Annotated in this window: 15 protein-coding genes; 4 read left to right on the forward strand and 11 right to left on the reverse strand. The window is 62.3% G+C overall.

Going from position 1 to position 17,590, the window contains the following annotated elements:
• Positions 1 to 129: 129 nt before the first annotated feature.
• Complete coding sequence (gene icmF, locus ACEN9O_RS07845) at positions 130 to 3,420, forward strand: fused isobutyryl-CoA mutase/GTPase IcmF (protein WP_495617019.1); 3,291 nt, start codon at positions 130 to 132, stop codon at positions 3,418 to 3,420.
• 21 nt (positions 3,421 to 3,441) lie between these two features.
• Here icmF and ACEN9O_RS07850 read toward each other — a convergent pair whose 3' ends face one another.
• The 8 genes from ACEN9O_RS07850 to ACEN9O_RS07885 all read right to left on the reverse strand — a co-directional run bounded on the left by ACEN9O_RS07850 (position 3,442) and on the right by ACEN9O_RS07885 (position 11,016).
• Positions 3,442 to 3,672: a hypothetical protein gene (locus ACEN9O_RS07850; protein WP_495617020.1), complete on the reverse strand. Its 231-nt coding sequence runs from the start codon at positions 3,670 to 3,672 to the stop codon at positions 3,442 to 3,444.
• 194 nt (positions 3,673 to 3,866) lie between these two features.
• Positions 3,867 to 4,277 carry a type II toxin-antitoxin system VapC family toxin gene (locus ACEN9O_RS07855; RefSeq protein WP_495617021.1) on the reverse strand — a complete coding sequence of 137 codons (411 nt, stop codon included), beginning with the start codon at positions 4,275 to 4,277 and terminating at the stop codon, positions 3,867 to 3,869.
• Between the two features lie 14 nt (positions 4,278 to 4,291).
• Positions 4,292 to 4,504: a FitA-like ribbon-helix-helix domain-containing protein gene (locus tag ACEN9O_RS07860; protein WP_495617022.1), complete on the reverse strand. Its 213-nt coding sequence runs from the start codon at positions 4,502 to 4,504 to the stop codon at positions 4,292 to 4,294.
• A 64-nt stretch (positions 4,505 to 4,568) separates the two neighbouring features.
• Positions 4,569 to 5,582 carry a substrate-binding domain-containing protein gene (locus tag ACEN9O_RS07865; RefSeq protein WP_495617023.1) on the reverse strand — a complete coding sequence of 338 codons (1,014 nt, stop codon included), beginning with the start codon at positions 5,580 to 5,582 and terminating at the stop codon, positions 4,569 to 4,571.
• A gap of 10 nt (positions 5,583 to 5,592) precedes the next feature.
• Positions 5,593 to 6,861, reverse strand: a complete 1,269-nt coding sequence (locus tag ACEN9O_RS07870) for an MFS transporter (RefSeq protein WP_495617024.1) — start codon at positions 6,859 to 6,861, stop codon at positions 5,593 to 5,595.
• Positions 6,862 to 6,957: 96 nt separating this feature from the next.
• A complete protein-coding gene (pgmB, locus tag ACEN9O_RS07875) occupies positions 6,958 to 7,599 on the reverse strand; it encodes a beta-phosphoglucomutase (RefSeq protein WP_495617025.1) in 642 nt (213 codons plus the stop codon).
• Positions 7,596 to 9,920, reverse strand: coding sequence for a glycoside hydrolase family 65 protein (locus ACEN9O_RS07880; RefSeq protein ID WP_495617026.1), 2,325 nt, complete (start codon positions 9,918 to 9,920; stop codon positions 7,596 to 7,598). The genes pgmB and ACEN9O_RS07880 overlap by 4 nt, the downstream gene beginning before the upstream one ends.
• Before the next feature lie 88 nt (positions 9,921 to 10,008).
• Positions 10,009 to 11,016, reverse strand: coding sequence for a LacI family DNA-binding transcriptional regulator (locus tag ACEN9O_RS07885; RefSeq protein WP_495617027.1), 1,008 nt, complete (start codon positions 11,014 to 11,016; stop codon positions 10,009 to 10,011).
• A gap of 364 nt (positions 11,017 to 11,380) precedes the next feature.
• Between ACEN9O_RS07885 and ACEN9O_RS07890 the strand changes: the two genes are divergently transcribed.
• Together ACEN9O_RS07890 and ACEN9O_RS07895 are read left to right on the forward strand one after the other, a co-directional pair.
• Entirely contained in the window at positions 11,381 to 13,855 is a 2,475-nt protein-coding gene (locus tag ACEN9O_RS07890) for a TonB-dependent receptor (RefSeq protein ID WP_495617028.1), read from the forward strand.
• 134 nt (positions 13,856 to 13,989) lie between these two features.
• Positions 13,990 to 14,331 carry a hypothetical protein gene (locus ACEN9O_RS07895; protein WP_495617029.1) on the forward strand — a complete coding sequence of 114 codons (342 nt, stop codon included), beginning with the start codon at positions 13,990 to 13,992 and terminating at the stop codon, positions 14,329 to 14,331.
• 84 nt (positions 14,332 to 14,415) lie between these two features.
• Here ACEN9O_RS07895 and ACEN9O_RS07900 read toward each other — a convergent pair whose 3' ends face one another.
• The gene (locus ACEN9O_RS07900; protein ID WP_495617030.1) at positions 14,416 to 15,486 is read right to left on the reverse strand and encodes an MBL fold metallo-hydrolase; all 1,071 of its coding nucleotides are present in this window, start codon (positions 15,484 to 15,486) and stop codon (positions 14,416 to 14,418) included.
• Positions 15,487 to 15,573: 87 nt separating this feature from the next.
• Between ACEN9O_RS07900 and ACEN9O_RS07905 the strand changes: the two genes are divergently transcribed.
• On the forward strand, positions 15,574 to 16,188 hold the full coding sequence (locus ACEN9O_RS07905) for a TetR/AcrR family transcriptional regulator (RefSeq protein WP_495617031.1): 615 nt from the start codon (positions 15,574 to 15,576) through the stop codon (positions 16,186 to 16,188).
• Here the strand turns inward: ACEN9O_RS07905 and ACEN9O_RS07910 are convergent.
• Positions 16,185 to 17,273, reverse strand: a complete 1,089-nt coding sequence (locus ACEN9O_RS07910; RefSeq protein WP_495617032.1) for a WD40/YVTN/BNR-like repeat-containing protein — start codon at positions 17,271 to 17,273, stop codon at positions 16,185 to 16,187. The genes ACEN9O_RS07905 and ACEN9O_RS07910 overlap by 4 nt on opposite strands.
• A 1-nt stretch (position 17,274) precedes the next feature.
• The gene (locus ACEN9O_RS07915; RefSeq protein ID WP_495617033.1) at positions 17,275 to 17,544 is read right to left on the reverse strand and encodes a ubiquitin family protein; all 270 of its coding nucleotides are present in this window, start codon (positions 17,542 to 17,544) and stop codon (positions 17,275 to 17,277) included.
• Positions 17,545 to 17,590 lie beyond the last annotated feature (46 nt).

The raw sequence follows: 17,590 nt of genomic DNA on the forward strand, positions 1-17,590 counted from the left end.
GAAAGCGGGGACCCATACGGCGCACGCTCAGCATGGGTTCCCGCCTGCGCGGGAACGACAACAATTTCGCTTGACTTGACGTTAACGTAAACGTCATATAATGAACTGAACAAAAGCACAAGGGACACCATGAACGACCTCTCCGCTCCGAAAATCGCAGCCGTGCCGGATCAGCCGCGCCTGAACAACAAAGTCCGTTTCGTCACCGCCGCCTCGCTGTTCGACGGCCACGACGCCTCGATCAACATCATGCGCCGCATCCTGCAATCGAACGGCGTCGAAGTCGTCCACCTCGGCCACAACCGCTCGGTCGACGAAGTCGTCACCGCGGCGCTGGCCGAAGACGTGCAAGGCATCGCCATCTCCAGCTACCAGGGCGGCCACGTCGAATACTTCAAATACATGATCGACCTGCTGCGCCAGCGCGGCGGCGCGCACATCAAGGTGTTCGGCGGCGGCGGCGGCGTCATCGTCCCCGACGAAATCGCCGACCTGCACGCCTACGGCGTCACCAAGATTTTCAGCCCGGAAGACGGCCAGCGCATGGGCCTCGTCGGCATGATCCAGTGGATGGTGCAGCAGTGCGACATCGACCTGTCCGACTACTCGCCCACCTCGCTGGCGCCGTTGAAGGATGGCGACATCGCCACTCGCCACCGCCCACTGGCCCAGCTGATCACCGCGCTGGAAAACGAAAAAGCCTCCCCTGCCCTGCGCGCCGAACTGCTGGCCGCGGCCGAAGGCCTGGCCGTGCCGACACTGGGCATCACAGGCACCGGCGGCGCCGGCAAATCCTCGCTGACCGATGAACTGATACGCCGCATCCGCCTCGACCAGGGCGACACCGTCAACATCGCCATCATCTCGATCGATCCGTCGCGCCGCAAATCCGGCGGTGCACTGCTGGGCGACCGTATCCGCATGAACGCGATCAATCCGTGGAACGGCCAAAGCCGCGTCTTCATGCGCTCCCTGGCCACGCGCGAAGCGGGCTCCGAAATCTCGCAAGCGCTGCCGGACGTGATCGCCGCCTGCAAAGTGGCGGGCTTCGACCTGGTGATCGTCGAAACCTCCGGCATCGGCCAGGGCGACGCCGCCATCGTGCCGCACGTGGACGTGTCGATGTACGTGATGACGCCGGAATTCGGCGCCGCATCGCAGCTGGAAAAAATCGACATGCTCGATTTCGCCGACTTCATCGCCATCAACAAATTCGACCGCAAGGGTTCGCAGGACGCGCTGCGCGACGTCGCCAAGCAGTACCAGCGCAACCGCGAAATGTGGAGCAAGCGCCCGGAAGAAATGCCGGTCTACGGCACCCAGGCGTCGCGCTTCAACGACGACGGCGTGACCGCGCTGTACCAAGGCCTGCTGCCGAAACTGGCGCAGTTCGGCCTGAAGGCCAAGCCGGGCAAACTGGCGCCGGTGGACGTGCGCTTCTCCAGCGGTAAGAACGTGATCGTGCCGCCGGCACGCGCGCGTTACCTGGCGGAGATCGCCGACACCGTGCGCGGCTACCACCGCTTCACGCGCAAGCAAGTGACGCTGGCGCGCGAACGCCAGCAGCTGACCGAATCGAAACGCATGCTGGCCATCGCCCACAAGACCGCCGACTTCGACGATCTCATCGCCGAACGCGACGCGGAAATGGACGGCGGCGCCAAGAAACTGCTGGCCCAGTGGCCGGACATGCAGGCCGCGTACGCGGGCGACGATTACGTCGTCAAAATCCGCGACAAGGAAATCCGCACCCGCCTGATCCAGCACACGCTGTCCGGCACCAAGATCCGCAAGGTGGCCCTGCCGCGCTATGAAGACCACGGCGAAGTGCTGCGCTTCCTGATGCTGGAAAACGTGCCGGGCTCCTTCCCGTTCACGGCCGGCGTGTTCGCCTTCAAGCGCGAAGGCGAAGACCCGACCCGCATGTTCGCCGGCGAAGGCGACGCCTTCCGCACCAACCGCCGCTTCAAGCTGGTCTCCACCGGCATGGACGCCAAGCGCCTGTCGACCGCCTTCGACTCCGTGACCCTGTACGGCGCCGATCCCGCGCTGCGCCCGGACATCTACGGCAAGGTCGGCAACTCCGGCGTCTCGATCGCCACACTGGACGACATGAAGGTGCTGTACGACGGCTTCAACCTGTGCAGCCCAAGCACCTCGGTTTCGATGACCATCAACGGCCCGGCGCCGACCATCCTGGCGATGTTCATGAACACCGCCATCGACCAGCAGGTCGAAAAATTCGTCGAAGAGAACAAGCGTCAGCCGAGCGCCGACGAAGCGGCCAAGATCAAGGACTGGGTACTGCAAAACGTACGCGGCACCGTGCAGGCCGACATCCTGAAGGAAGACCAGGGCCAGAACACCTGCATCTTCTCGACCGAGTTCTCGCTGAAGGTGATGGGCGACATCCAGGAATACTTCGTCCACCACCAGGTGCGCAACTTCTACTCGGTGTCGATCTCCGGCTACCACATCGCCGAAGCGGGCGCGAACCCGATCTCGCAGCTGGCGTTCACGCTGTCGAACGGCTTCACGTTTGTCGAAGCCTACCTCGCGCGCGGCATGCACATCGACGACTTCGCACCCAACCTGTCGTTCTTCTTCTCGAACGGCATGGACCCGGAATACACGGTGCTGGGCCGCGTGGCACGCCGCCTGTGGGCGGTGGCGATGCGCGACAAGTACGGCGCCAACGACCGTTCGCAAAAGCTCAAGTACCACGTGCAGACGTCGGGCCGTTCACTGCACGCGCAGGAGATCGACTTCAACGACATCCGCACCACGCTGCAGGCGCTGATCGCGATCTACGACAACTGCAACTCGCTGCACACCAACGCCTACGACGAAGCGATCACCACGCCGACCGATGAATCGGTACGCCGCGCACTGGCGATCCAGCTGATCATCAACCGCGAATGGGGTCTGGCCAAGAACGAGAACCCGAACCAGGGCTCGTTCATCATGGAAGAGCTGACCGACCTGGTGGAAGAAGCGGTGCTGCAGGAGTTCGAACGCATCGCCGAACGTGGTGGCGTGCTGGGTGCGATGGAAACCGGCTACCAGCGTGGCAAGATCCAGGAAGAGTCGATGCTGTACGAGCACCAGAAGCACGACGGCACGCTGCCCATCATCGGCGTCAACACCTTCCGTAATCCGAAGGCCGGCACCGAAGCGCCGCAGATCATCGAACTGGCGCGCTCCACCGACGACGAGAAGCAGTCGCAGCTCACGCGCCTGAACGACTTCCACGCTCGCAACGCGGCTGCCGCGCCGGCGGCGCTGGCGGCCTTGCAGCAGGCGGCCATCGACAATGCCAATGTGTTTGAAAAGCTGATGGACGCCGTGCGCGTCTGCTCGCTGGGCCAGATCACGACGGCGCTGTTCGAAGTCGGCGGCCAGTACCGCCGCAATATGTAAGGCAGCAAGGCGGGAGGCGGATCAATGCCGCCCGCCGGCTGATTGCAGCAGCCTCCTGCCCTTCTCGGAAACGAAGACCCGGCCGGAGGCGCCTCCCTCGCTCGCGATCAGGCCATCTGCGCAAGCGTCCTCCCAGATAGTCAACCTGGGGCAGGAGCTGCGCCACACCTCCATCACCTCGGAATACGAATGCGGCCGCTGTTGCAGCCAGTCCAGCATCTGCAGCGTCAAATTGTCGTGCGCGTTTGCCATGGCGCTCTCCCTGGCGGTTTGGTCCCAATTCAATATAGCCGCAGAACCGGGCTATAACAAGCCGATTTAGTTTGACGGCACCGACGCCCAGTAGCCAGCGCAGAAATATGCGCCAGGCTTTCAACGAGACTCGAAATGCGGCCACGCCTGGCGCTGGATGGCATGCTGTTCGAAATCGACGCCACCGCTGTCATTTAGACGAACGGGTTCAATAAAATGGCCCCCGTCGCAGCGAAGTCATGGACATTGCGGGTCACAACCTCAAGTCCATGAACAAGCGCAATTGCCGCAATTTGTCTGTCGATCGGATGATTTGTCTGAGGAGACATCAAACCTCCCCACACCTGAGCGCAATCCACATCAAAATTCAATATTCGATCCGCATATTCATGGATGACCAGACCGAGCCAGGTCTCGAGTTGCATTACTTTGTTTGAGTCGCCGTGCTTTCGGACGTTTTCGATGCCACATCTGATTTCTCCAATAGTCTGCGCACAAAGATAGCGATCGCTCGGCCGGTTCGTAAGGAAGAACCTTATAACACCTGGGTTCGCTTGCCGTCCCTTGCGTGCTTCACTGATGACATTGGTATCGATCAGATACATAAATGCATCGCACTTTAGTTCTTGCGGACATCGAAATCTTCATCGTCCCCAACATTGGGCATGCTCGCAAGGACGTCGACAGACGAACGCCGGTGCAGCCGGTGCAATGCTTTTTTTAAAATTTCCAGATGTTCTGCTTCAGGGCTACGGCCGTTTGCTGCCGCCCTTTGCTTTAGCGCTAACGCAAGGTCGTCATCGACATTGCGCACAATTAGATTGGTGGCCATTGCGATCTCCCCAAGATCATCGATTTCATCATACATCAATGAAAAAGGAAGCGCGCATCAAGTACTACGCGGGTTGAGCACGCCCAACTGTTGACCCCGCCAACAGCACCGGCTGCCACAGCTCTTGCAGCTCGCTGGCCGGTTTGCCGTCCACCAGCGCCATCAGCATTTCAACCATGCGGGCGCCGGCTTTGTGGGCGTCCGGCTGGTCGATGGTAGTGACGTCGACGCCGGCCAGCGTGTCGGCCATGCTGCCCCAGACGATCACCGACATCTCCTTGCCGATATCGATGCCCGCGTCGAGCAGGGCGCGCACGGCGCCCACACCGGACAGGTGATTGTCGACGATGACGGCGGTCGGCCGCGGCGAACACGCCAGCAACTGCTGCATCGCCTGATAGCCGCTGCGGCGGTCCAGCGTATTGTCGATCAGGTAGCGCGTATCCACAGCCAAACCGGCCGACGCCATCGACGCCACAAAGGCGTCCTTGCGCTGGCGGGCGAAGTTCAATTCCAGCGGCGCGCTGACCAGCGCCACACGCTGATGGCCCAATCCCAGCAAGCGCTCCATCGCCATGCGTATGCCCGCCGCATTGTCGTAGTCGAACCACGCATATGGCGCGTCAAGCTGGGTGCGGCCATGCGCGACAAAGGGGAATTTGGATTTGCTCAGGAAGGCGATGCGCTCGTCGCGCACCAGCGTGCGGCTGACCACCAGCCCATCGACCCGCCGTCCGCGCACGATCTGCTGGTACGACGGCTGCTCCGCCGCCGGCGACACCGGCGCGATGATCAGGCTCTTGCTGACCTGCTCCAGCGCGGCCGACATGCCGGCCACCACGTTGAGAAACATCGGATCGCCCAGGTCCGCCGGCAGCAGCGGATAGATGATGCCGAACACATTGGTGCGCCCCAGCGCCAGCGAGCGCGCCATCGGATTGGGCTGGTAGCCGTTCTCCTTGGCCGCCTTCAGCACGCGCTCGCGGGTCCGGCAGTTAACCTCGGGATAACCGTTCAATGCGCGGCTCACCGTGGTTTTCGACATGCCGAGTAAGTTCGCGAGGCGCTCCAGGTTCATAGACAATTGCTCAATGTTGGCCGGTGATTATAGCGGACGGGTCGAAACCACCACCACCGTCATCTACCGCTTTTTTGAAAAAATACAACATAATCAAAACGATAGAAATCGGAACCAGCGTCAGGTAGAAGGCGAAGTGGCCGCTGAAATTGCCGAACACATAGCCGGTGATCAGCGAGCCGGTGGTGCCGCCCAGTGCTGAAAAAATCACCAGCAATCCGGTCATGGCCGAATGCTGATTCTTCGGCAAGGAGCTGAGCATCACCGAATTGATGCCGGGGTAGATCGGCGCCATGAACAATCCGATCAGGGGGAACAAGAAGGTCGCCAATGGCGCGCTGGACCAGCTGATGTTCGGATCGGCCACCACGTTGTGCGTCAAGGGTAGCGCCAGCAGCACCATGGCCGCCATGCCGATCACGCAGGCATTCATCACCGGATACCAGTTCAATTTGCGCATCAACACGCCGGCCGACAGGCGCCCGATCGCCAGGCAGGCGGCGAAGATGCTGGTCACCTGCACGCTCATGGCCGCCGGCAGTTTCAGGATCTCGTTGTTAAAGGTCGGCAGCCAGGTGCCCACGCTTTGCTCGATCAGCACATACAGGAACGCGGTGATGACGAACACGCACACCAGCGGCTTGAAGAACAGCTTGAGCATGGCGGCGAAGTCCTGGGCGATGCTGCGGCCTTGCGGCAGCGCCGCCATGTCCTCGTTGAAGGGAGTGGTCAGCAGCAGCGCGAACGTCAGCGCGCACAGCACGGCCAGCACCCAGTACACCTGCAACCAGCTGCGCGACAGCGGATCGGAAGAATCGATGAAGTAGCCGAACACCCAGTAGGCACTCAGCACGCCGACCATGAAGAAGCCTTCCAGCAGGTTCATGACGCTGGCGTGCTGCTTGCGGTCCGCTGCGATCAGGCCCAGCGTCGAATACACCGACACCTTCACCAGCGCGAACGACATGCCAACGCAGAAGAACAGCAGCTTGGTGGTGGCGAACGATGGCAGCACCGGCATCGCCACGCAGGCGGCGGTGACGATGGCCAGTCCGGTCAGCATGGCCTTTTTGTAGCCGAGACGCGGCAGGAAGGACGCGATCAGGAACGACACCGCCGCAATCGGCAAGTCCTTGAAGCCTTCCAGCACGCTGGCGCTGGATTTGCTGATGCCGTAGTTGTTGATGACCTGAAGGATGACCGTGCCCACGCTATTGAGCAGGATCGCAAAAACAAAGTAAATCAGAAATAGCGCAAATAGAATGCGATTGTTCTTCATACTGTCTCCATTATTTTTATAGCCTACACGTCATTCCCGCGCAAGCGGGAATCCATGCGGCGTATGGGCTCCCGCCTGCGCGGGAGCGACAACGTTCTAATATGATTCGAGATTGAAGTCGCTCAGGCTCGTGATAACCACGTCGGCCTCGGTGAGCACAAAGGGATGGCCTATTCCCAATGCGAACATGCCGGCCGATTTGATCGACGTCACCCCCGCCACCGCATCTTCCACGCCGAGGCAATCCTCCGGCGCCACGCCCAGTTCACGCGCCGCCTTCAGGAAAATCTCCGGGTCCGGTTTGCCGCGCGCGATGGTCGCCGCGTCGACCACGTAGTCGAATTTATCGGTGATGCCCAGGCGACCCAGCACCGTAAAGGCATTCTTGCTGACCGAGGCCAGGCCGATGCGCAAGCCCGCTGTGCGCACCACGTCCAGCGCCCGCACCGCACCCGGCAGCAGATCGGCTGCGGACATGGTGGCGATCAGCTCTTGGTAATGCCGGTTTTTTTCATCGGCCAGCGCCAGCTTCTCCTCGCTAGTGTACGCCCGCTTGGACGACGCCAGGATCAAGTCCAGCGATCCCATACGATCAATCCCCTTCAAATTCTCGTTGAAGGCGTGGTCGAAGTGTACGCCCTGCGATTCCGCCAGACGCTTCCACGCCAGGTAGTGATAGTGGGCGGTGTCGGTGATGACGCCGTCCAGGTCGAAGATAACGGCTTTAAATCGGCTCATGCAAAACTCCTCGATTGCGTCGGTTGCGACAGCGTCAGCGCGACAGGTTCGCCGCCGTGGGTAAAGTTCAGCACCTCGCCTTGCAGCAGGCGGTAATCCGCACGGCCAGGCTCCACGTGGACCTCCAGCAGCGCACCCTTGAAATGAATCTTGAACGTGTAGTGCTGCCACTGCTTCGGCACCGACGGTGCGAAGTGCAGCTCACCGCCCACCACGCGCATGCCTGCGAAGCCATACGCCACGCCCATCCACGTGCCGGCCATCGCCGCCGTGTGCACACCGTAGTGCGTGTTGCCGTGGGTGTCGTCCAGGTCGAGGCGCGCGGTCTCCATGAAGTAGTCGTAGGCCTTGTCCTGATAGCCCACTTCCGCCGCGATGATGCTGAAGATGCAAGAGGACAGCGACGAATCGTGCGTCGTCACCGCCTCGTAGTAATCAAAGTCGCGGCGCTTGTCCTCCAGCGTGAACTGGTCGGACAGCAGCAGCAGCGCCAGCACCACGTCCGCCTGCTTGCACACCTGATGGCGGTAGATCACCATTGGGTGATAGTTCAGCAGCAGCGGGTAGTTCTCCTTCGGCGTGTTGGCGAAATCCCACACCTTCTTGGACAGGAAGCTGTCGTCCTGCGCGTGGATTTGCAGCGCGTCGTCGTAAGGAAGGTTCATCAGCGACGCGGCGCGGCGCCATGCCGCCGGCTCGTTCGCATCCAGTGCGGCGGCGGCGGCGATGCGCGCAAACTCCGCCGGCTCCCGCGCCTGCAACTGCTCCGCGATCGATGCCGCAAAGTTCAGGTGCATCTGCGCCATCGCGTTGGTGTAGTAGTTGTTGTTGACCAGCGCCGTGTATTCGTCCGGCCCCGTCACCTGATTGATGCAGAAGCGTCCTTCGCGATCGTAGCTGCCGATGCCCATCCAGATGCGCGCCGTCTCCATGACGATTTCCGCGCCATGCTTGACCAGGTATTCCTGATCGTCGGTCGCTTCCATGTACAGCTTGATGGAATAGGCGATATCGGCGTTGATGTGATACTGCGCCGTCCCCGCCGGGAAGTAGGCCGAGCACTCGTCGCCGGCGATGGTGCGCCATGGGTACAACGCGCCGCTCGCATGCGACATCTGGCGTGCGCGTTCGCGCGCCTTCGGCAGGCCGGCGTAGCGGTACTCCAGCAGCTTGCGGGCGATCTCCGGCTTCGAGTACAGGAAGAACGGGAAAATGTAAATCTCCGTGTCCCAGAAATAGTGGCCTTCGTAGCCCTCGCCCGTCACGCCCTTGGCGGAGATGTTGGTCTTGCCGTCGCGGCCCACCGATTGCAGCAGGTGGAACTGGTTGAAGTGGATGCCTTGCTGGAGCGCGTCGTCCCCGGCGATCTGCACGTCGGCCTGCTGCCAGAAGTTGGCCAAATACTGCTCCTGCGCCAGGCGCAGGTCGTCGAAGCCGGCCGCCCTGGCGGTGGCCAGCGTGTCTTTGCTACGCCACATCAGCTCCCCCTCGGCGTAGTCGCGCGACGAGAAGTAGCTGCCGTATTTGTTCAGCGTGATGCGCTGGCCGGCCTGCGCTTGCAGCTCATACGTCTGCGTCAGGCGCTGCTCCACCTGCGCGATTTCGATGGTCGCATCGGCGCCCGTCAGTTCGGTATCGGTGGCGCTGACCAGCATGAAGCCACTGTTGTGCGTGCGCTGCACCAGCGCCGCGAAGCCGACGTTCTGCTCATGCCCCACTATCTGCAGCGACTGGCCCGACACCGCCGAGCCCACGCGCGGGTCGTCGCCGGCTTCCTGGTTCTTCACCGCGCCATCGAGCGCCGACACCAGCCGCACGCGTCCCGCGAAATTCAGCGGCGTTACCTCGAACGAGATCGCGAACAGGTGCTTGTTCTCGAAGCACACCAGGCGGCGGCTGTGCAGCTTCACGCTGCGGCCCTGCGGCGAAGTCCATTCCACCGTGCGCGTCAACACGCCGGTGCGGAAGTCGAGCACCCGCTCATACGACTGCACCGAGCCGCTCAGCAGATCGAAGCGCTCGTCCTCCAGCCACAGCTCGACGCCCTTCGCGTTCGGCACGTTCAGCATGAATTGGTTCACCTTGGCCAAACCGTAGGCCGCCTCCGGATACTGGATCGGCTCCGACTCGTAGAAGCCGTTCAGGTAAGTGCCGTCGAGCGAGGTGCCGGCAGGGCCGCCGTAGCCCTCCTCGCCGGTGCCGCGCAGGCCGATGTAGCCGTTGCCCAGCGCGAACAGGGTCTCGTCGAGAAAATGGGAGTCGGTGTCGAAACTGGTCTCGCGGATGCACCAGGCTTCGAGGGGATAGGTGTGTTGTTGCACAGCGTATTCCTTAAAAATGCGATTCAAAGCGGTTTGAATTTTGAAAAAAGCCGGTTTTTTGAGGTTTTTAGCTTACTTCAGGGGGAAACTAGGTCTGGCGTACCATCAAGATGGTCGGCAGCATTTCGGATGCCACCGGCTGGCCTTCGATCAGGCCCAGCATCTTCTTGGCCAACAACACGCCGCCGTCGCGCAGATACTGGTGCACGCTGGTCAGCGGCGGCACGAAACTGGCCGCGCCGGGCGTATCGTCGTAGCCGATGACGGAGACATTCTCCGGCACCCGCAAATTCTTCTCGGCCAGCGCGCGGATCGCGCCCATGGCCAGCAAATCACTGGCGGCAAACACGCCGTCGAAACTGGCGCCCTTCTTTTTCAACAGCGCCGAGATGCTGTCGAAGCCCGCCTCGAAGGTGAAGGCTTTGGGACGGATGATGTGCACCGTCGCCCGTCCGCCCATCGCGTCGATGAAGCCGGCGCAGCGTTCCTGCACCTCGGCGTGATCGACGTCACCCAGGAACACCAGCTTTTGCCGGCCCTGCGCGATGAAGCGCTCGGCGGCGCTAATGCCGCCCTTCCTGTTGTCCGAGCCGACCACGATGTAATCGGTATCGGCTTCCGGCGCGCCCCATACCACCAGCGGCATGCCGGTCTGCTGCAAGGTGCGCACCGCCTCGCCGTGCGAGCCCTGGCCCAGCAGGATCAAGCCGTCGGCGCCCTGCACCGGCGCCGTGTTCATCAACTGCTTGGACGTCAGCACCACGCTGTAGCCGGCGGTCGTCAGCTCCTGCGTGATGCCGCCCAACAGCTCCAGCGGATACGGATCGGACATCGGCCGGCCGCGCACCGGTGTCATTTCCACCACAACCGCCACCGAATAACTGCGGCCCATGCGCAGATTGCGCGCGCTCACATTGAAGCGGTAGCCCTGCTCGTTCGCCAGGGTGCGGATCTTCTCGCGCGTCTCCGCAGTCACCAGCGGGCTGTCGCGCAGCGCGCGGGAAACGGTGATCTTGGAGACGCCGGCCAGCTTGGCCAGGTCTTCCATCGTCAATGCCGTTTCGGCTTTGCGGGCTACAGACTTATTCGAAGGCATTGATCGCTCATAGGTTGGAAATGGCAGTGCTTTAATACCGTTCAGCCTAACCACGTCGTTCCCGCGCAAGCGGGAACCCATGGAACGCATCACGGGCAAACTCGGCATGGATTCCCGCCTACGCGGGAATGACGAGCCTGCGCGGGAATGACGAAGCTGGGGGTGCGCACGCATTATGACAGAAAATTTTCGTTTGTCGCGAAAAATGACATCGATAACATTTCGATTGACATCGATATCATTTCTTGTTTCAATGACCCATCTTCACGAATCGTGGAAGATGGGGATGGAACTACCGGAGGCTGTTTTGGCTGGTGGCGCACCGTCCAGGAGACGATTTACACCATAAGAAAGCATAGACCACATGAAAAGCCAGAATCCGTTCTTGTTATCCGCAGTCACGGCTGCCGTCCTCACGCTCGTCAACCAGACCGCCGCGCAAGCCCAGAGCGCCGCCCCTGCCGAACCTTCCACCACCAAGGAAGTGGCCGCAGAAGTCCAGCAGGTCGTCGTCACCGGCGTGGCCTCGGCGCGCGGCGTGCGCAAGGTCGACTCGGCCTTCTCGATCACCACCGCCAACGAAGAGCAACTGAAGCAAGCCTCGCCCAGCAGCACCGCCGACATCATGAAGATCGTGCCGGGCGTGTATGCGGAATCGACCGGCGGCCAGTCCGGCGCCAACATCGAGGTGCGCGGCTTCCCATCCGGCAGCGATTCGCCTTTCGTCTCGGTGCAGCTGATGGGCAACCCGATCTTCCCGCCGCCGACGCTGTCGTTCTTCGAAGGCTCGTCGGCCTTCCGCCTGGACGACACGGTCGAGCGCGTTGAAGTGCTGCGTGGCGGCCCGTCCACCATCTGGTCCAACGCCCAGCCCGGCGCGACCATGAACTTCATCCTGAAAGAAGGCAGCGACACGCCGGACGGCTCGGTGCGCTTCACCACCGGCACCGGCAGCCTGCGCCGCGTCGACATGTTCTACGGCGGCAAAATCAGCGATGGCTGGTACGGCTCGGTCGGCGGCTTCTACCGCAAGACCGACGGCGTGCGCGACGCCGGCTTCCCGGCAGACGACGGCCACCAGCTGACCGCCACGCTGACGCGCAAGCTCGACGACGGCAAGCTGACCATGTACGTCCGCAACACCGACGACAAGAACGCCTTCTACACCGGCGTGCCGCTGATCTCCAGCAACGGCGGCCACTCGATCTCGCAATTCCCCGGCTTCAACGCGCTGACCGGCACCCTGATGAGCGGCGAGATGCGCAACTTCACCATCGAAGCGGCACCAGGCAAGACGCTGAACCGCGACCTGGCGGACGGCCGCGGCCTGAAGGCCACCGTGTTCGGCGCGGACTTCGACCAGAAGATCGGCGAGTGGAGCGTATCGAACAAGTTCAACCGCTTCGACGGCGACCTCAACACCAACGCCATGTTCACCGGTAACAACCCGCTGTCGATGAACGACTACCTGAGCGCGGCCATCGCCTCGGCCAACGGCAACGCGGCCACCGTCGCGGCGGCCGGCGGCAAGCTGGCCACGGCCGGCACCGCCACCTATGTGCACGGCGGCGCGGTCGACGGCAACCAGCAGGTGGTGCAGGCCGGCCTGTGGTCGGTGGAGAAGAAACTGACATCGTTCACCGACGAACTGCGCGTCAGCAAGGACATCGGCCACGGCCACACCGTCACCGTCGGCGGCTACTTCGCCGACTACTCGTCGCATGACGTCTGGTACCTGGGCAACAGCCACCTGATGACGGCCGTGCCGCAGGCCAGCCTGATCAACGTCACCCTGAACAACGGCGTGGTCGTGTCGAAGAACGGCACCGACGGCAATGTGTTCTACGCGCCGGTGGCCTCGTACGACGGCCGCAACACCGCCGGCTTCGTCTCGGACGAGTGGAAAGTCAACGACCGCATCAAGGTCGACTTCGGCATGCGCCATGAACAGCAGAAGATCAGCGGCACGATCTCCAACCTGACCTCGGCCGACACCGACAACAATCCGCTGACCGTGTACAACAACGGCACCTCGATGCCGGACGGCTCCAACACCTACCTGAGCCGCACCGACAGCGCCAACTCCTTCACCATCGGCGGCAACTACAAGCTGGCCAAGGATACGGCGGTGTTCGTGCGCGCCAACCGCGGCCACACCTTCATCTCGTTCGACGATCTGCGCGGCGCCGGCAGCCAGGCCAAGGTCGACGACCGCGGCATCCTGCCGACGCCGAAAGTGAGCCAGTACGAAATCGGCTTCAAGACCGCGACCCAGCTGTACAGCGCCTACATCAACGCCTTCCACACGGAGTTCGACGGCATCGCCTTCTCGCAGGTGCTGGCCGACGGCCGCGAGCTGCATTCGATCAGCGGCTCCAAGGGCAACGGCCTGGAATTCGAACTGGCCGTGCGCCCGATCGAAAACCTGCAACTGGCATTGACCGGCGACTATCAGAAATCGGAATACCGCGACAATCCGGACACCGCGGGCAAAACCGTCCAGCGCCAGCCGAAGCTGCAGTTCCGCTTCACGCCGACCTACCGGATTCCTTTCGGCGACGGCAACTCGGCCAAGCTCTACGCCACCTACACCTCGATCGGCGAGCGTTGGGCTGACCAGGCCAACCAGCAATACCTGCCGTCCTACCGCACCATCGATGCCGGCGTGCTGTTCTCGCTGGGCGACAAGATCGAAGTGCGCCTCAGCGGCACCAACCTCAACAATGAACTGGGCCTGACCGAAGGCAATTCCCGCCTGACTTCCGGCGGCACCGGTCCGATCAACGCACGTCCGCTGTTTGGCCGTACCTGGGAAGCGTCGGTGCTGTACCGCTTCTAAGCTGTAGATCCCTCCCTCACAGGCAAGGCGCAGTCAGCCTTGCCTTTTTTGTTTTTGTGGCCTACTCTTCAATAGATCGTGATCAACACGATTCTGCCTTACCATGCCCGGAATTATTGACTAGGGATTAGATCGTGGCTTCCGTAACGTCCGTCAGCGCGCTGCAAGCATCGATTGCACAGGCCGAAAGGCAAGTGCAAACGGACCAGTCGCGCGTGAACCAGGACGCCAGCCGGCTGGAGCAGAGCCGGGTGCAGCTGACCAAGGATAAGCAGACGCTGAGCGATACCCAGCAAGAAAGCGATCAGGCGTCCGCGCCACCGCTGAAGGCGGCGCCAGCCCCGAATCTGAACAATGCGATTGAAAAACCATCGCGCGCCGAGCAGGTGCTGCCGGCCGACCTGACCGCGCCGCCCAAGCCGCAGATCAACGCCCAGGGCGAGACCATCGGCAAGCTGATCAACGTCGTCGCCTGACCCGTCGTCGTACCCGCGAAGGCGGGTACCCATAGAACGCTTGCTCAGCATAGATTCCCGCGTGCGCGGGAATGACTGCGGTTCCTAGGCGGGCTGAGCGGACATCGCCGCTTCCAGTTCCTTCACCCCATCCCACCAACGGCCATCGGCCTGCGGCAGGAGGATATCGAGCGCCTGGCCGATTTCCGGCGTAGCCAGCGGCAGCCGGCGTTCCGCAGCCAGCTCGGTGATGCGGTCGAACGGGTCGTGCCAGGCGTGCAGCGACAAATCGAATGTGCCGTTATGAATCGGCAGCATCACCTTGCCGCGCAGATCGATGTGCGCCTGCAAGGATTCCTCCGGCTGCATGTGCACATCCGGCCACTGCGGATCGTAGGCCCCGGTCTCCACCATCGTCAGGTCGAACGGACCATGGCGGCGGCCGATTTCCTTGAAACCGTCGAAATAGCCGCTATCGCCGCTGAAAAACACCTTCACGTCGCGATCCTCGATCACAAACGATGCCCACAACGTCTTGTTGCGGTCGCCCAGGCCGCGGCCCGAGAAGTGCTGCGCCGGCGTCGCCTCCAGCCTCAGGCCCGCCACATGGGTCGACTCCCACCAGCTCAACTGCCGCACCTTGGCGGCCGGAATGCCCCAGGCGATCAGACGGTCGCCCACGCCCAGCGGTGTAATGAAATGCTCGGTCTTGGCGGCCAGCTTCATCACGGCAGCATAGTCCAGATGATCGTAATGATCGTGCGACAGGATGATGCCCTTGATCGGCGGCAGTTCCTCGATGCTGATCGGCGCCTGATGGAAACGTTGCGGCCCCGCCCACTGCACCGGCGAAGCGCGCTCGGAAAACACGGGATCGGTCAGCCAGAAATGGCCGTTAAGCTTGAGCAGCACCGTCGAGTGTCCCAGACGGAACAGGCTGCGATCCGGAGCATCCAATAACTGCTGCTGCGTGATCGCATGAACGGGAATGGCCTGGCGCGGCACTGTGTCCTTGGGTTTGTCGAAGGCAAAGCGCAGCATGATGCCCAGCGACTTGAAGAAACCCATCTTGTGCATCTTCACCGGATTGCGGAACTTGCCGTCGCGGGTGCGCGGCGCGCTGGGCACGGACAGGCCGTCGAGGTCGGATTCGGCGATAGCGGATTGATAAGCCATGATGAGCAACTCCTGGATTGAGAATGTACACTACACAGTGTAGTTCCAATCTTTTAAAAAGTAAACTAGTCGGTGTAAAATAAAGCCATGAACACGCCCCTCAAACTGACCGACCGCAAGCGCCAGGCCATCGTCGAAGCCGCCATCGCCGAATTCCGCGTCAGCGGTTTCGAATCGACCAGCATGGACAAGATCGCCGCCACCGCCGGCGTGTCCAAGCGCACGGTGTACAACCACTTCCCCAGTAAAGACGAACTGTTCGCGCAAATATTGCATGAGTTGTGGAATAGTTCGATGGCGCAGCAGCACCAGCCCTACGATCCGGCCGTGCCGATGCGCGAGCAATTACTGGCTTTGCTGTGGAAGAAGATGGCCATGCTCCAGGACAGTTACTTCCTGGATCTGGCACGGGTGGCGATCGCCGAGTCCATCCACTCGCCCGAGCGGGCGCAGGAGATGGTGACGCGGCTGACCCGCAAGGAAGAAGAAGCCGTGGTCTGGCTGCGCGCCGCCCAGGCCGACGGCAAGCTGCTCAAGGCCGACCCGCTGTTGGCCCCGCAAATGCTGACGGGCCAGCTGAAGACCTTCGCCTTCTGGCCGCAGGTGACGCTGAACCAGCCGCCGCTGGACCCGGCCCTGCAGAAAAAAGTGGTCGAGGCGACCGTCGATATGTTCCTGGCCTACGCCAACCAAGCCAGCTAAGCGAAGCTGACCGAGTAAATCGGCGGCAAGGTGGTGGAGATGGTCTGCCACTGCCCGCCGCCATCCTCCGACAGCCAGGCGCCGCCGGTGGTCGACCCCATCAACAGTATCTGCCCGCAATCGCTGACCGCAAGGCCATGGCGATACACCAGGTCATAGCAATGCTGCTGCGGCAGGCCGCCGCGCCAGGCGGTGAAAGTCTTGCCGCCATCGGTGGTGCGCGTGACCGCCAGCGCCGCGTGCGCGGCGATGCGCTTGCTGTCCGCCTCGGCCGGCACGAACCACGCCGTCTCGCCGTCATGCGGATGCACCGCCGTCACGAAACCGAAATTCGACAGCGGCGCGCTGTGCACCTCGGTCCAGTTGGCGCCGTTGTCCACCGAACGCCAGATGCCGTTGTGATGCTGGCACCACAGCTTGTCCGGCTCGGCCGGGCAGCGCACGATGCGGTGCGGATCCTGTATCTGCTGCGTCTCGGCCAGTTCCGGCGGCATGTAGCGCGCCACCATGCCCTTGGCGCGCATGGTCCAGCTCTCGCCGCCGTCGTTGGTCAGCCAGGCGCCGCCGCAGGATATGCCCACCAGCACCGACCTGCTGTCGCGCGGATCGACGCAGATGCTGTGGATGCCCGGCACGTCGTAGCCGCCGCCCATCCATTGCGCGCGCTCCGGCACGTTCCACAGCGACTCCACCAGCTTCCAGCTGTCGCCGCGGTCGTTCGAGCGGAACAAGCCGCCCGGCAAGGTGCCGGCCCACAGCACGCCCGGCTGGTCCGGCCCGCCCGTCGCCAGCGACCAGATCTGCCGCATCGTCCACTCCACCGGATCTGCCGAATCCGCAGGCTTGGCGGGAAACGCCGGCACCGCCACCTCGACCCAGTTGTCGCTGCCCGCGTCGCGCCGGTGCAGCTTGGCGCCGAAGTGGCCCAGGTTCAAGGCCGCGTACAGGGTCCCGTCGCGCCGGTCCGCCAGCACCATCGACACGGGATCGCCCAGGAAATGCTGCTGGTCGATATGCCACGCCTCGTGGGTGCGGTAAATTTCAAACAATCCTTTGCGGGTGCCGATGTAGGCGCGGTCGGACATATCAACCTCCAGAGAGAGCTTGCAGGATATAGACTTTGGAATGCGGCGCGAGCGTATCGTTCAATATTTTTCGCTCACGGGTGCGCTGGCCGTCGATGAAGATGACGACGTTCTCGCGCAACTGGCCCTGCTCGTCGAGCACGTAGCCGCGCAGCCGTGGGTGGTCGGCAAAGGCGGCGTCGAGGGCGCTGCGCAGATCGGCCGCGCTGGTCTCCACCTGCGGCACGGTCATGAAGCGGCCCAGTTGCTGGGTAAAAACGAGTTGCGCCATCGTTAATCTTGTTGTTTGATCGACGGGAATTCAGATTCTATGCCGA

This window comes from Duganella sp. Dugasp78, assembly GCF_059491455.1.

What these genes read in the sequence shown, in the direction of transcription:
- icmF (WP_495617019.1), top strand. Translation starts at nt 130, where the DNA reads ATGAACGACCTCTCCGCTCCGAAAATCGCAGCCGTGCCGGATCAGCCG.
- ACEN9O_RS07850 (WP_495617020.1), bottom strand. Translation starts at nt 3,672, where the DNA reads ATGGCAAACGCGCACGACAATTTGACGCTGCAGATGCTGGACTGGCTG.
- ACEN9O_RS07855 (WP_495617021.1), bottom strand. Translation starts at nt 4,277, where the DNA reads ATGTATCTGATCGATACCAATGTCATCAGTGAAGCACGCAAGGGACGG.
- ACEN9O_RS07860 (WP_495617022.1), bottom strand. Translation starts at nt 4,504, where the DNA reads ATGGCCACCAATCTAATTGTGCGCAATGTCGATGACGACCTTGCGTTA.
- ACEN9O_RS07865 (WP_495617023.1), bottom strand. Translation starts at nt 5,582, where the DNA reads ATGAACCTGGAGCGCCTCGCGAACTTACTCGGCATGTCGAAAACCACG.
- ACEN9O_RS07870 (WP_495617024.1), bottom strand. Translation starts at nt 6,861, where the DNA reads ATGAAGAACAATCGCATTCTATTTGCGCTATTTCTGATTTACTTTGTT.
- pgmB (WP_495617025.1), bottom strand. Translation starts at nt 7,599, where the DNA reads ATGAGCCGATTTAAAGCCGTTATCTTCGACCTGGACGGCGTCATCACC.
- ACEN9O_RS07885 (WP_495617027.1), bottom strand. Translation starts at nt 11,016, where the DNA reads ATGCCTTCGAATAAGTCTGTAGCCCGCAAAGCCGAAACGGCATTGACG.
- ACEN9O_RS07890 (WP_495617028.1), top strand. Translation starts at nt 11,381, where the DNA reads ATGAAAAGCCAGAATCCGTTCTTGTTATCCGCAGTCACGGCTGCCGTC.
- ACEN9O_RS07900 (WP_495617030.1), bottom strand. Translation starts at nt 15,486, where the DNA reads ATGGCTTATCAATCCGCTATCGCCGAATCCGACCTCGACGGCCTGTCC.
- ACEN9O_RS07905 (WP_495617031.1), top strand. Translation starts at nt 15,574, where the DNA reads ATGAACACGCCCCTCAAACTGACCGACCGCAAGCGCCAGGCCATCGTC.
- ACEN9O_RS07910 (WP_495617032.1), bottom strand. Translation starts at nt 17,273, where the DNA reads ATGTCCGACCGCGCCTACATCGGCACCCGCAAAGGATTGTTTGAAATT.
- ACEN9O_RS07915 (WP_495617033.1), bottom strand. Translation starts at nt 17,544, where the DNA reads ATGGCGCAACTCGTTTTTACCCAGCAACTGGGCCGCTTCATGACCGTG.